The sequence below is a fragment of the Mesorhizobium sp. M6A.T.Cr.TU.016.01.1.1 genome (assembly GCF_003952585.1).
In the GTDB taxonomy this organism is placed as follows: Bacteria; Pseudomonadota; Alphaproteobacteria; order Rhizobiales; family Rhizobiaceae; genus Mesorhizobium; species Mesorhizobium mediterraneum.
The window spans coordinates 3338077-3350861 of the sequence record NZ_CP034452.1 but is presented as its reverse complement, the minus strand read 5'-3'; the positions used below and the strand labels follow the sequence as shown (position 1 = coordinate 3350861).

The 12785-nt window shown below is 59.1% G+C and carries 12 protein-coding genes and 1 pseudogene; 3 read left to right on the top strand and 10 right to left on the bottom strand.

Annotation, left to right across the window (positions count from 1 at the left end):
* Positions 1 to 53 precede the first annotated feature (53 nt).
* From EJ075_RS16145 to nifH, 7 genes are all read right to left on the bottom strand, one after another.
* The gene (locus tag EJ075_RS16145; RefSeq protein ID WP_024505267.1) at positions 54 to 533 is read right to left on the bottom strand and encodes a NifX-associated nitrogen fixation protein; all 480 of its coding nucleotides are present in this window, start codon (positions 531 to 533) and stop codon (positions 54 to 56) included.
* A 16-nt stretch (positions 534 to 549) separates the two neighbouring features.
* Positions 550 to 1047, bottom strand: coding sequence for a nitrogen fixation protein NifX (nifX, locus tag EJ075_RS16140; protein WP_126097324.1), 498 nt, complete (start codon positions 1045 to 1047; stop codon positions 550 to 552).
* Entirely contained in the window at positions 1044 to 2396 is a 1353-nt protein-coding gene (nifN, locus tag EJ075_RS16135; protein WP_126104986.1) for a nitrogenase iron-molybdenum cofactor biosynthesis protein NifN, read from the bottom strand. The genes nifX and nifN overlap by 4 nt, the downstream gene beginning before the upstream one ends.
* Before the next feature lie 8 nt (positions 2397 to 2404).
* Positions 2405 to 3880: a nitrogenase iron-molybdenum cofactor biosynthesis protein NifE gene (gene nifE, locus EJ075_RS16130; RefSeq protein WP_095489376.1), complete on the bottom strand. Its 1476-nt coding sequence runs from the start codon at positions 3878 to 3880 to the stop codon at positions 2405 to 2407.
* 61 nt (positions 3881 to 3941) lie between these two features.
* Complete coding sequence (gene nifK / locus EJ075_RS16125) at positions 3942 to 5483, bottom strand: nitrogenase molybdenum-iron protein subunit beta (protein WP_024505263.1); 1542 nt, start codon at positions 5481 to 5483, stop codon at positions 3942 to 3944.
* Between the two features lie 129 nt (positions 5484 to 5612).
* Positions 5613 to 7115: a nitrogenase molybdenum-iron protein alpha chain gene (nifD, locus tag EJ075_RS16120; protein WP_024505262.1), complete on the bottom strand. Its 1503-nt coding sequence runs from the start codon at positions 7113 to 7115 to the stop codon at positions 5613 to 5615.
* Positions 7116 to 7201: 86 nt separating this feature from the next.
* Positions 7202 to 8095 carry a nitrogenase iron protein gene (gene nifH / locus EJ075_RS16115; RefSeq protein WP_024505261.1) on the bottom strand — a complete coding sequence of 298 codons (894 nt, stop codon included), beginning with the start codon at positions 8093 to 8095 and terminating at the stop codon, positions 7202 to 7204.
* A 579-nt stretch (positions 8096 to 8674) separates the two neighbouring features.
* Here nifH and EJ075_RS16110 point away from each other — a divergent pair.
* Together EJ075_RS16110 and EJ075_RS16105 are read left to right on the top strand one after the other, a co-directional pair.
* Complete coding sequence (locus EJ075_RS16110) at positions 8675 to 9238, top strand: type II toxin-antitoxin system prevent-host-death family antitoxin (protein ID WP_240992587.1); 564 nt, start codon at positions 8675 to 8677, stop codon at positions 9236 to 9238.
* A complete protein-coding gene (locus EJ075_RS16105; RefSeq protein WP_029356531.1) occupies positions 9220 to 9648 on the top strand; it encodes a hypothetical protein in 429 nt (142 codons plus the stop codon). The genes EJ075_RS16110 and EJ075_RS16105 overlap by 19 nt, the downstream gene beginning before the upstream one ends.
* 575 nt (positions 9649 to 10223) lie before the next feature.
* On the opposite strand, the gene queE is transcribed toward EJ075_RS16105, so the two are convergent.
* From queE to queC, 3 genes are read right to left on the bottom strand one after another with little or no spacing between them, the layout of a single operon-like run.
* Positions 10224 to 10949, bottom strand: a complete 726-nt coding sequence (gene queE, locus EJ075_RS16100) for a 7-carboxy-7-deazaguanine synthase QueE (protein ID WP_164547284.1) — start codon at positions 10947 to 10949, stop codon at positions 10224 to 10226.
* Between the two features lie 5 nt (positions 10950 to 10954).
* A complete protein-coding gene (queD, locus tag EJ075_RS16095) occupies positions 10955 to 11311 on the bottom strand; it encodes a 6-carboxytetrahydropterin synthase QueD (RefSeq protein WP_126104984.1) in 357 nt (118 codons plus the stop codon).
* Positions 11311 to 12009: a 7-cyano-7-deazaguanine synthase QueC gene (gene queC, locus EJ075_RS16090; protein ID WP_126107348.1), complete on the bottom strand. Its 699-nt coding sequence runs from the start codon at positions 12007 to 12009 to the stop codon at positions 11311 to 11313. Before queC ends, queD begins: the two co-directional genes overlap by 1 nt.
* 399 nt (positions 12010 to 12408) lie before the next feature.
* Between queC and EJ075_RS16085 the strand changes: the two are divergent.
* Positions 12409 to 12727: pseudogene (locus EJ075_RS16085) on the top strand (transposase); the annotation flags it as partial.
* Between the last annotated feature and the right edge of the window lie 58 nt (positions 12728 to 12785).

The following is a 12785-nucleotide window of genomic DNA, read 5'->3' as shown; positions in this document are numbered from 1 at the left end:
CCAACATAGTTTCTCGGGTCCGTCATGATGGCCTTTCTCGAAAATCGCGCCCATCATGCCAGCGCCACGTGGGGAAAGGTTTCGATGACTGAAATCGCATCGTCGACCAGCTTCGTACCGGCCGTGGCGAGCTTCAGGAGCGTCTCGAAGCCAAACCGGTGGACATCGCGCAGCGTTTTGGACAAAACGACCAGCCGTCCGGTCGTGAAAAGCACCCGACCAAAACCCTCATGGCTCACCTGGATCATCGGCGATGCCATAAGGCCGCAGCGCTCCTCGATCGCAAGCCCGATGGCGGCGTAGTACTTGTCGAGCCTCCACAGCACGTCGGGATCGGGATCTCCGATGATTGGGATCCCTCGGCGCTGTTCCTTGGTAATGATGAAGTCGCCCAGCAGCTCAGCGTCCGCTTTGCGTTCCCACGAGCCATAGGAATCCTGAGAACGGATCAGCCGCACGAGGCATTTGACGAACGGGGTGCAAAGAGCCGCCTCGTCTTCGGCGACAGCTGGGGGGATTGCGGGGTCAGGCATTGGCGTCCTCCTCTTTTCAGTCCTCGTCCTCGAAGGACGGTTTCTTTTCGGCAATGCCCGCTCGCGCCAGCACCTTGCGCAGCCAAGGCGGAGGACACGTCCTGAGCATCATCTGCGTGCGCAAGAGCACCTGTGGGATCGATTGGGGCTCCGCCACTTTGATCGGGTGGATTTTTGCCGCGACAAGCTTGGCTGCCGAAGGGCCGCCAATTGCCAGACAAAACAGGATCTGACAGCCCTTGAGCGCATCCACCTTTGGCGTGATGCGATCATCGCGCTCGGCCCGATGCTCCCCGCTTTCATCGGACACGTCATCGAAGGCCACGGCTTCTACGAGATTCCATTCCTCGCGCGTCACGTCGTAGACAGCAAAGCGCCTGGCCGACCCGAAATGGGCATTGAGGTCCTGCATGTCCTGAGTGGCGATCGCAACGCGCAATGCGCCCTTACGTCGTTCAGGCATCGGGGCGAAAACCTCATTACTGACCAGCGAGAGGCGGCGAACAGCGTTCATCGTGATATTTCTCGATTACGGAGTGGATCAAGCGCCTCAGGAGTGGGCGCGTGTTGGTTGGCCTGGAAGATGCTGGCGACCTCGAAGATCATGTCGCGGGTGCCCTGATAGAGAATTGCGAGCTTGTGCTGGCTGCCTAGTCGATCGAAGACCGGGAACCCGATGCGCATGAGCGGAATTCCGAGCCGCTCCGATGCTTGGCGCCCGTGCGAATGCGTGACAAGCAGGTCAGCACCGACGGCAAGACTTTCCAGATCGCCGAGATCGCCGATCTGAACCGAAACCGCCGGGACTTTCTTGAGAATTTTAGACCTGTCGGTCGTTGTGACGGCCGCGGCTATCTCGGAGCCGAGACCAGCAAAGAAGGTTGCAAGTTGGAACAGCTGGTCTGGTTCGGCAGCGATGGCAATTTTCTTGCCGCCGAAATGGAAATGTCCGTCGAGCATCGCGTCCTGCAATTGCGCCCGGCGCCGGCGCACGCGGGCCGGTACCGCCGCGCCCGAAATCGAAGACAGCAGCGACACGAAGCGGTCCGTGTCCTGCAGCCCAGTCAGTGACTGGAACAACACGTAAGGCACGCCGGTCAACCCGAGCAGCGCTTTCGCCGGGCGGCGCATGTGCTCACCGATGGCGATGCATCGCATGGCCGTACCCAACTCGCGAATGTCTTCGACGCTGGTGCCGCCGTATGTGGTCGCTACCCAGCGGTCAGGAACCGTACCGTCGAGCGAGCCTGAAATGTCGGGCAGAATAACCGGCTTGAGCCCAAAGCTTTCAACCATGTCCCGCATATGCTCGATGTCGGCGACAGAGAGGTTGCATCCGGGCAGGATTGCGATCTTCTTCGGGTGCCGCGCCCGTTCGCCCGAGCGCGTAATCCCTTCGATCATTGCGGTGACTGCCTTGGCCCAGCCCTCTTCGATCGCGCCGTCAAAATCCGGCGTGTTGGCCAGCACGACCTCCGTACCCGCAAGCTGTTGCGTGTGCTTCCGCATGATGTTGGCAATATCACCCGCGCAATCTTCGCCACGCGTCTCCACCAGCGCGGTCGTGCACACCCCGATCAGCGTTGGCTTCGTGCGGTTCTTGAGGTTGAGGATCGCCTCTTCCAGATGGTCGGCTGCGCCGAGGATGGTCGCCACCTCATCCATCGCCGTAGTCTGCAAGGGAATCGCTTCTTTGAAGTGCCGCACGAAGAGAACGAGCGCAAAGCTTGTGCAGCCTTGGCTGCCGTGGAACAGCGGCATCGCACCGTCGACGCCAAGAAAGGCAAAGGCGGCACCCAGCGGCTGCGACGACTTCAGCGGGTTGACTGCCGCCGATTTGCTCTGGGGAAGGATGCGGGCCATCGGTCGCCTCAACACTCGTGTGCCGTCGCGCAGGCGAATTCATCAAACAGGTACGCGGTCTCGTTCCTCGTGCACGGCAATTCGCCTATCAGCTCAGGCTGGCAATCCCACGGGGCCGGCTGGCGCACCTGAGACCAGATCGGATTGTGAATGGCGAGGTCGATCTGGCGTACGAGTTCCACCATGCCGTCATAGCCGGCATAAGGATGCTGGCGCTCCTGGTTGATATCGAGCCAGGGCGTCTTGGCCTTGAGCGCAATGAATTGCGTGCGACCGCCCGACAGCATGATATCGGCCCTGTGTTCAGAGAGCATGGCGTACAGCTCGCTCGCAGCCATGGATTCGAACATGTGCTTGTCGTGCTTGAGAACTTGTTTGATGCGCTCCTTGTCCTGCACCGTAGATTTCTTGATCGAGGTGCCGACGATCTCGATTCCGATCTCCATCAGCGCATGGACAACCGACCAGGACTTCACACCGCCTGTGTTGAGCAGCACGCGCTTGCCTTGGAGCCTTTGCCGGTAGGATTCGAGTTTCTTCCACGCGATCGCCTCCTGCTGCGCGATCAGCGTCTCTGTGCGCTCGAGGATCTCCGGATCGGCGCCCTTCCTCACCAGCAGCCTGACAAGGTTTCGAAGAGCTTGCGATGTGTCGGAGATGCCATAGAAGGAGCCCTCGAAGAACGGGATGTCCCAGCGCTCCTCCATCTTGCGGGCAAGACTGATCAGCGCGGTCGAGCACACCATCATTGCCGCCCGGGCGCGGTGCGCGGAAGCAATGTCGCGGTAACGCGCATCGCCGGGAATGCAGGCGCGCACCCGGATCCCGAGCCGATCGAGGAGCGGCTTTACAAGCCAGAATTCGCCCGAGAGGTTGAATTCGCCAAGGATGTTGATGTCGTAGGGTCCGGGGTCGTCGGGTTCGACCGTGCCGATGACATGATCGAGCAACGCCTCGGCGGCGAGCTTATTGCCGAGGTTCTTGGAGCCTGCCAGGCCAGGCGCATTGATCGGCACCACGGCCAAACCGAACTTTTCCGTGGCGCGTTTGCACACGGCCTCGATGTCGTCACCGATCAGCGCCGTTACGCAAGTCGAGTAGACGAAGATCGCCGGCGGCGCGTATGTGTGCTTGATCTCGCGGATCGCCTTGAAGAGTTTCCGCTCGCCCTGCCCCATCACAAGGTCGAGTTCGGTGAGGTCGGTCGTGAAGCTTGTCCGCCACAAGGTCGGCCCTGACGAAACCGCACCACGGTTGTCCCAAGAATTGCCCTCGCAGGCGAGCGGCGCATGGACCAGATGCGCAACGTCGGTGATCGGCTGCAGGACGATCTTGGCTCCGTCAAAGGCGCAGCCGCCGGCTGCCGCCCCTGGTGTCAGCGACTTCGAGCAGCCCTCCTTGCGCGCCTTGGCATCTTTGCCACGGTTCTTATCGCAGGCGGGCTCATCGAAGGCGTCCTTGATTTTGGCGCTGAGGGAGGACATTGCTCAGCCTCCCCAGTCCATTGGGCAAGAAATGGCCTCGGCGAAAAGCCGGCCACGGCTCTTAGCGCGTGAGGTCATAGGAATAATCCGTCACACCCGTCTCGCTCGTCTCGCGATCGAGTTTGTCGAAGATCTTGTCGAGGATCGTCGTCAGCACGCGCAACGCTCCCTGGTAGCCAAAGAGCGCAAAGCGGTGATGATGGTGCCGATCGAAGATCGGAAACATCAGCCGGATCAGCGGTGTTCCGGTGTCGCGCTCCAGGTACTTGCCGTAGGAATTGCCGATCAAAAGGTCCACCGGCTCGGTAAAGAGCAGTGAGCGCAGCGCCCACAGGTCCTTGCCCGCCCAAACCTGGGCAGCCTTGCCGAAAGGCGAGGATGCTAGCAGCTTCTTCAAATCGGCTTCCCATGCCGAGGTGCCATTGGTGGCGAGGCAATGGGTTGGCTCGCCGCCGGTCTCCATGACAAAGCGGGCCATTGCGTGAACGAAGTCGGGATCACCGTAGATGGCGTATTTCTTACCATGCAACCAGGATTGGCTGTCCGCCATGGCGTCTACCAGTCGGCCGCGCTCGAGGCGAATTGCCTCGGGAATCTCCTTGCCGGAAATCGCCGCGACCTCCATCAGGAATTCGTCCGTCGCCTGAACGCCGAGCGGATAGTGGAACGAGGCCGTCGCCTGCCCGACCTCCTCGCAATAGCCCAGTGTCTTTCGGGTGTTGTGATGCTGCAGCGAAAGCGTTGCCTCGGCGTTGAGGGCCTTCTTCACCTCGTTGATCTTCGTGCCCCCGTCATACATGCGGTATTCACCGTCCGAAGGCGTATCGAACTGGTCAGAGGCATCCTGGATCAATGTATAGGACACGCCCATTACATCGAGCAGGCGCTTGAGCTCCCGGTTGTTGCCGACGCAGAAGCCGTCGAAGCCCGGAATGATGTTGATGGTTCCTTCGATTTGCGTACGCTCCTGACCTTTCCAGAAGTGCTCCAAAATGCCTTTGACCATGTTGTCATAGCCGTCGACATGACTGCCAACGAAGGCCGGGGTGTGGGCAAAGGGCACGTCGAAGTCGCGCGGGACTGAATCTTCGTCCTTGGCGTTCTGGATGAAGCTGTGCAGGTCGTCGCCAATGACCTCTGCCATACAGGTCGTCGACACGGCAATCATCTTGGGGTCGTAGAGCTGGTAGGTGTTGGCGAGCCCGTCGACCATGTTCTTCAGGCCGCCAAACACCGCCGCATCCTCGGTCATTGAGGAGGAGACCGCCGCGGCAGGCTCCTTGAAATGGCGCGACAGGTGCGAGCGGTAATAGGCGACGCAACCTTGGCTGCCGTGGACGAAGGACATGGTTCGCTCGAAGCCGGCGGCAGCGAATACCGCACCCAGCGGCTGGCAGGCCTTGGCCGGGTTCACGACAAGCGCTTTGCGGGCGAGGTTCTTTTCGCGGTATTCCCACGTCTGGGTGAAATCGCGCTGATCGGAAACGATTTCATCGGGGTGCGGACATTCGAAGTTTAGCTTCTTCTCAGCGAGCATCTTTCTGTATTCCGGCTCGCGGAACAGGGGAGCGTGATCGAGAATTTTTTCAGCCGACTGCGGCATGATGATTACCTCTTTTGCATCTGGCTGCGCGGGACGGCAGCTCAGGACGTCAAGACGTTCCAGGCTCCGGCGGATCAGAGGCCGCGGGAGTTCACCGTCTCAGTGGGAGACTGGGGCTGAAGCAAATGTTTATTCGGCAGCCATCGCCCGCTCATCGCCCCGGCTTCTTTTCCAAGGCGCGTGGAATAGGTCCCAGACCGGGTTGTTAATGGCGAGATCCACATCACGTGCGAAAATGGCAAAGCCATCGTAGCCGTGATACGGGCCTGAATAATCCCAGGAATGCATCTGGCGGAACGGTATGCCCATCTTCTGCACCGGGTATTTTTCTTTGATTCCCGAGCCGACCAGATTTGGGCGAATCCCTTCGATGAATTTCTCCAACTCATAGCCGGTCACGTCATCGTAGATCAGCGTGCCGTTCTTCACGTAGTGGCCGGTGCGCTGATAGTCGTCGCTGTGGGCGAATTCATAGCCGGTGCCCACGATGACCATGCCGAGGTCCTCGTAGGCCGTGACGACGTGGCGGGGGCGCAGGCCGCCGACATAGAGCATCACGGTATTTCCTTCCAGGCGCGACAGGTACTTGGCGATGACCGCATCAACAAGCGGCCTGTACTTGGCAATGACCTTTTCGGTCTTCTCCTCGATTTCCGGCCCAAAATGCTTGGCTATGTTGCGCAGAGAGGCTTCGATCTGGGAGGGACCGAAGAAATTGTACTCCATCCAGGCGACGCCATACTTTTCCTCCATATGCCGACAGATGTAATTCATCGACCGGTAGCAGTGGATAAGATTGAGCTTAGCCTTCGGGGCGCGCTCGATCTCTGCGAGTGTGGCGTCACCCGACCAGTTGCCAACCACGCGCAGCCCTATCTCCTCAAGCAGTATGCGCGAGGCCCAGGCATCGCCGCCGATATTGTAGTCGCCGATGACGTTGACGTCGTAGGGGCCGGCCTCGAACTTGACATCCTTTTTGTCGAAGACCCAATCCCGGATTGCATCATTGGCGATGTGGTGGCCAAGCGACTGCGAGACGCCGCGGAAGCCCTCGCAGCGTACCGGCACGATCGTCTTGTCATACTCCTTGGTCTTTTTGCGAGAAACGGCCTCGGTGTCATCGCCAATCAGGCCGATAGGGCATTCGGACTGCACGGTGATGCCGTTGTTGAGCGGAAACAAGACTTCAATCTCGTCAATGATCTGTTCCAGCTTCTTGTCGCCGCCGAAGACGATGTCCTTCTCCTGGAAATCGGAGGTGAACTGCATTGTCCCGAACGTGTCGACGCCCGTCGTACCGACGTAGTAGTTGCGGCGCTGCGACCAAGAATATTGGCCGCAGCCGACCGGGCCGTGCGAGATATGGACCATATCCTTGACTGGCCCCCACACCACGCCTTTCGAACCCGCATATGCACAGCCGCGAATCGTCATCACCCCGGGAATGGACTTGATGTTCGATTTGACGTCGCATTCGGAAAGGACCTCGCTTTCCCCGCCAGCCTCGTTGCCGCTCTTTGCGACGTTGAGGTGCTTCTTGCGGCGCTTCGCCGCCTTGTCGGGATAATGCGACAGCACCTCTTCGATAAGCTTCGCATGAAGAGCACCGTCATTCTCGTATTCCCGGCTCATGAGTCCCCTTTCAAGGTTGGGTGACGCCTCAACGAATAGGCGCCGTTCTCTGCAAGGCGCGCCGATTCATGGCAGCGCTAATGTCACTACTGGGCCGCCGCCTTCGCCGCTTCCTTGGAGTGAAGCTCGGCAAGCATCTGCTCGTCGGTCTTCATGATGCCGAAGTCGAGCAGCATCTCCTCCAGCTCCTCCATGGTGATCGGCGTCGGGATCGTACCCTGGCCCGAATTGGCGTGGATCTTCTCGGCCAGAGCGCGGTATTCCCCTGCCTGCTTGGAGTCCGGCGCGTACTGGATCACCGACATCTTCCTGAGTTCGGCATGCTGGACGATGTTGTCGCGGGGCACGAAGTGGATGAGCTTGGAATTCAATCGGCCAGCCAGTGCTTCGGCCAGATCGAGTTCACGGTCGGTTTGACGTTCATTGCAGATCAGCCCGCCCAGCCGCACACCGCCCGAATGGGCATATTTGAGGATGCCCTTGGCGATGTTGTTGGCGGCATAGAGCGCCATCATCTCGCCGGACATGACGATGTAGATCTCCTGGGCCTTGCCTTCGCGGATCGGCATGGCGAAGCCGCCGCATACCACGTCGCCGAGGACGTCATAGGAGACATAATCGACATCGTCATAAGCGCCATTCTCCTCGAGGAAATTGATCGAGGTGATGACGCCGCGGCCGGCGCAACCGACACCCGGCTCGGGGCCGCCGGACTCCACGCACTTGATGCCTCTGTAGCCGACCTTGAGCACGTCCTGGAGTTCGAGGTCTTCCACCGAACCTTCCTGTGCGGCGAGATCCAGGACGGTATCCTGAGCTTTCGAATTCAGGATCAAGCGTGTGGAATCGGCTTTGGGGTCGCATCCTACGATGAGGATTCTCTGCCCGAGGTCGACAAGGGCGGCGAGCGTATTTTGGGAGGTGGTGGACTTGCCGATGCCGCCTTTGCCGTAAAAGGCGATCTGACGCAGACCTGACATAATAGCTTTCCTTCCTTCGTTCTAATCATCGCGACTGCCCGCGACACAAGTGCCGATAGGCAGCTCGTGCCGCCTCACACCAAGCATCGCAAAAAGCGTACCAGCGTGATCGGCCGATCCGAGAAGAAACTTTGTTATTAAATTCCAGCCACTTAGACGGCGGCAAAACGCGCGAGCGGGCCTTTCAGGCCTCTGTCACGGACACGACAAAGCCGACACAGATTGTCGTGCGCCATCGAAACCGCCCTGTGTCGAGCTCGAAGCGGGATAATGGGGAGCTAGCCCAAAGCTGATGGCGAGACCATCGGAAGACGTCGGCTATTGTCTTTCCGGCCTGCTATTGATCGGGCGGTCGCTGGATGAGCAGGAGCCTGGGGCTTGACCGCCGCGCGGAATAGTTCAGGCAGGCTTGCGGAGCGGGAACGCCGGCGGCCGATAGACATCCGCGCTTAACCTTTCATAGCCCGTCTACGAGTTGGTTCCGCCGAAGGCAAATAATTCAGTACCTTAGCACGAGATCATTGATATTTTCAAAAAGATACGTATTATACGGATATGACGGATTATCGGGACAATTCTATGTCGGTCATTAGCTCGGTTGAATTTCAGCGCAACTTTGGGGTGTATCAGGACAAGGCGCTAGCGGAACCCGTGATCATCAGCAAGAATGGCCGCGAACGGCTTGTGCTGCTTTCGGTCGATGAATACCAGCGCCTAAAGGCGCATCGTGACGGCACTAGCGCGGGGCCTGAGAACGCAGCCCCCCCTGCTTTGCAGAGCACGGCGCACTTTTCACTTAAGAACCAAATACCAACCGAGCCACTAAGGGAATTGCTGTCGCACTTTCATTCGATCAAATCTGCCTTCGTGTACGGTTCAGTCGCCAAAGGCACGGACACAGAACGCAGCGATATCGATTTGATGGTGGTCGGCGATAACCTGAACCTCTCTGAACTTTATTCAGCCGCACAAAACGCGGAACTGAGACTAGGCCGAAAGGTCAGTCCGACATTTCTGTCGCCGGAGGAATGGCAACGAAAGGCGTCGCAGAAAGGGTCGTTTGTCCGCAAGGTAAGTACCCTTCCAAAGATTTTCCTCATCGGCTCGGAGAAAGATTTACAAGCGTGGGCAAGCAAGAACTAGACAACCTCGTAAAGATTGGGCTGATGAAAAGTGAGCCCCCATCGCTGTCCGAATATGACGGCATGCTGGGTGGCGCGCGCAAGAATTTAACTGACGCACAGAAAGGTCTCGACCCCGACAGCCAATTCACTCTCTTATATGGAGCTGCGCATCGGCTTGCCCTGGCAGCCCTACGCCGCGAAGGCTATCGCTCGGACAATCGCACTTCGGTGTTTCAAGCGCTCGTTCATACCGTCGGAACCGACAAGGCTGACATTCAGATTTTTCTAAAGGCGCACAACGAGCGAAACCTCTCCGAGTACGAGGGGCACACAGACATTGATGCCAAATTGCTAGCTAACCTTATTGAGTGCACCACGAGGCTAGAGGTTTCGGTTGGCAAACTAGAACCGCCAGAAGATGACGAGTGAGCGGCAATCGAACACGCGCGGGCAAAGGGTCCGACGGTGGGGTAGCGTATGCCCCGACCGGAACGAAGCCGAGCCGAGTTGCGCCGTAATCTCGGACGGCTTCACCTGTTGCGTGAACAAATCCATGAGATCGTTGGGCCAGTGAGGAAATCGATCTTCTTTATGGAAGGCATTTAAGCAACGGATGCATTCCCATGCACATCGCCGTTCTGTTTAGCAGCTGCCGTTGACCGGCGGGCCAGCCCCTTTGGCGTTCTGGTGTCTGACAGTCGAGCGTCAGGCCGGACCATGAGATACATCGATAAGGGCTGGACAAGGATGAGAGGGATGACGTGCTTGCGACGGAGGAAACAGTCAAGCAGCTGGGGCGAGAAGGCCAGTTCTTGCGGATTTCAACTTTGCGTGACGACCGCTCATCGGAGTCAAGGACACACGCCGGCAGCGGGCGTCCGGGCGGTTTCCAGCCGCACAATCGCGAGACCGCTGGCGCGAACAAAGCTCGGCTGTACTCGGCACGCGAAGAGAGCCTGCCAAGCCGGCGGAGCCCGGCCTTCCGGTGCGACGCAAGCCGCAGACTAGACCGCCCTCTTGTTACCCCAAAGCAGAACGTGCAGCTGCGGCAACACGCGGGCTTCGAACCACCTGTCGCTGGTCACCCTTTCGACAAGCCATTCCATTCGCATCATTATTCCGTCCAAGTCGACAGAGGCGTCTTCACTGCCGGGGCGCGGCGGCGTGTGATTGCCGGGTTGCAGATAGATCGGAAGGTGCGGATATCGCGCCGCGACTTCTTTGGCGTAGGCATAGTCACTCTCGTCGAAAACGACGAGCTTGAGCACGATTTGCGGCTTCTGTTGCGCCGCTTCGAGGCACGCCTCAAACGCAGCCCAACGGGTCGTCATTTCGCTGGACGGCGGCTTTGGGCTAAGGATCAGCACGTCAAGATCCGCAAACCACTCCCTCACCACGGAACCCTGCGTTTCCAGTGCAAAACGATAGCCCTCGCGATGGCCTCGTTCTATGAGGGGACCGAACGGCTGAATGGCCGGGTTGCCGCCTGACAAGGAGACCATAACCGGCCTGCCGCCGGAAAGCGCATGGACGGTTTGCCACACGGCATCGATCGGCATCGGTAGCCATTCATGGCGATACTGGTTGTCCACCGCGTGAAGGCTGTCGCACCATGAACAGCGATAATCACATCCGCCGGTTCTGATGAACACCGTCGGCAAGCCGATGAGCACGCCCTCGCCCTGGATCGTCGGCCCGAATATCTCGCTCACACGGATAAAGGGATGCATGTCGGTCACGGACGGTATTCCGCCCAAGTTTTCGGTGTTTCGCTAACGCGCACGGCCGCGGTCTGCGGCAGACGTGCCTTGCACCATTCATAGAAATGTCTGGCCAGGCATTCCGCCGTGACCTTCTCATGTCCCAGCACGTCGTTGAGGTGCCGATGGTCGAAGCTCTCGTCAATGTAGCGTTTGAGCGGCGCCAGATCGTGATAGTCGCGCACGAAGCCGTGGGCGTCCAATTCCTTGGCCGACAGCTCCACTACGACGACATAGTTATGCCCGTGCAGGCGCGCACATTGATGGTTGGGAGGCAAGGAGTTGAGCTGATGCGAGGCCGAGAAGTGGAATTCCTTGCTGATGCGGAACATTACGCGCGCCTCCTGCGCAGCGCCTCGAGCCAGAAATCGGCGTCCTCGTAGTCGGTGGGATCAGCGTGCCCGGCGAGATGGAACGCTTCGCGCCGCTCGACGCAGGTCCCGCATCGCCCGCAGTGACGCACGCCGCCCTTGTAACAGGACCAGGTCTCAGCAAACGGGGTGCCGTATCTTGCGCCATCCGCAACAATGTCAGCTTTTCCGAGATTCACATACGGTGCATAGAGGCGTATCTGCGCATAGCCGTCGAGCGCGCGGTCTTGCATTGTCTGGAAAGCTTCAATGAAGGCCGGACGGCAATCGGGATAGATGAAATGGTCCCCACCATGCACGGCCGCCGCCACCGCTTCGGCGTTGTGGGCGGCGGCGAGACCGAAGGCGATTGCCAACATGATGGCATTGCGGTTCGGCACCACCGTAATCTTCATCGTGTCTTCGGCGTAGTGGCCGTCCGGCACGTCGACGACGTCGGTCAGCGCTGAGCCGGAAAGGCCACGGCCGATTTCGCCGATGTCGATTATCTGGTGCGGGACCTTCAGTCGCTGCGCGCAAAGAGCGGCGAAGCCCAATTCCTTCCTGTGCCGTTGGCCATAGTCGAAAGATAGAAGGCCGGTGAGTTCATGCTCCGCTGCCACCATGTGAGCAAGGGAAACGGAGTCCAATCCGCCAGAGCAGACGGCGAGAGTCTTCATCATTGGTATCCTTGTTTTGACCGGGTAAGGCTGCGACCGGAGATTTCTCTGCGCCCCCACTACTCCAGCGACGCAATTTTGTGAACCGGGAGAATTTGCGCTCAGCCCGATTGGAACGAGAATGGGTCGCGTCCAACACGCGTGATCAATAAGAGTTGAGCGCTTCAGCAGTTTGTTCGTGTCGCGCGCACTTTCGCAACCTGCTGTCGGATTCGTCGACTTCGAGACAAGGTGATGTTCGGCCGACATCGGCTGCCTCTCAATTAAGCCGTAGAAACACAGGTTGGCTTTCTGGCCTTCGCTTGCGCGGTTGGCACGACAATTGATGTTCTATTTGTGGGGCGGCACACCCCGCCGACCGCCGGCGTGCCACATGCCACTGGAAGACCACGGCCTTCACCGACATTGTCGCGGGGCGACGTAGTCGTCATGGGCAACCAGCCCGCCCACAAGGCCGCCGGCGTGCGCGACGCGATTGAGGCCGCAGGCGCGAGCCTGCTCTACCTGCCGCCCTACAGTCCCGACTTCAATCCGATTGAGAACGCCTTCGCCAAACTTAAGGCGCTGCTGCGAGCAAAGCCGAGAGAACCATCAAGGCTCTATGAGACGCGTCGGCGCGGTCGTCGACCTCTTCACCCCAGCCGAATGTGCCAACTACTTCAAAGCCGCAGGATATGAACTGGATCAAACAGGACGTGCTCTAGTGGTTTACGCCTGACACAAGAGTTCGGCCCCCACAACCGTTTCGGAATGAGGAGCAGCGCTGCCGCTGCTCC

Excerpts from the sequence above, each read along its gene's own strand:
- nifE (WP_095489376.1), bottom strand. The coding sequence starts at position 3,880 with ATGTCCTCCCTCAGCGCCAAAATCAAGGACGCCTTCGATGAGCCCGCC.
- nifD (WP_024505262.1), bottom strand. The coding sequence starts at position 7,115 with ATGAGCCGGGAATACGAGAATGACGGTGCTCTTCATGCGAAGCTTATC.
- queE (WP_164547284.1), bottom strand. The coding sequence starts at position 10,949 with ATGCATCCCTTTATCCGTGTGAGCGAGATATTCGGGCCGACGATCCAG.
- nifN (WP_126104986.1), bottom strand. The coding sequence starts at position 2,396 with ATGGCCCGCATCCTTCCCCAGAGCAAATCGGCGGCAGTCAACCCGCTG.
- EJ075_RS16145 (WP_024505267.1), bottom strand. The coding sequence starts at position 533 with ATGCCTGACCCCGCAATCCCCCCAGCTGTCGCCGAAGACGAGGCGGCT.
- nifH (WP_024505261.1), bottom strand. The coding sequence starts at position 8,095 with ATGTCAGGTCTGCGTCAGATCGCCTTTTACGGCAAAGGCGGCATCGGC.
- queD (WP_126104984.1), bottom strand. The coding sequence starts at position 11,311 with ATGTTCCGCATCAGCAAGGAATTCCACTTCTCGGCCTCGCATCAGCTC.
- nifX (WP_126097324.1), bottom strand. The coding sequence starts at position 1,047 with ATGAACGCTGTTCGCCGCCTCTCGCTGGTCAGTAATGAGGTTTTCGCC.
- EJ075_RS16110 (WP_240992587.1), top strand. The coding sequence starts at position 8,675 with ATGTCGGTCATTAGCTCGGTTGAATTTCAGCGCAACTTTGGGGTGTAT.
- queC (WP_126107348.1), bottom strand. The coding sequence starts at position 12,009 with ATGAAGACTCTCGCCGTCTGCTCTGGCGGATTGGACTCCGTTTCCCTT.
- nifK (WP_024505263.1), bottom strand. The coding sequence starts at position 5,483 with ATGCCGCAGTCGGCTGAAAAAATTCTCGATCACGCTCCCCTGTTCCGC.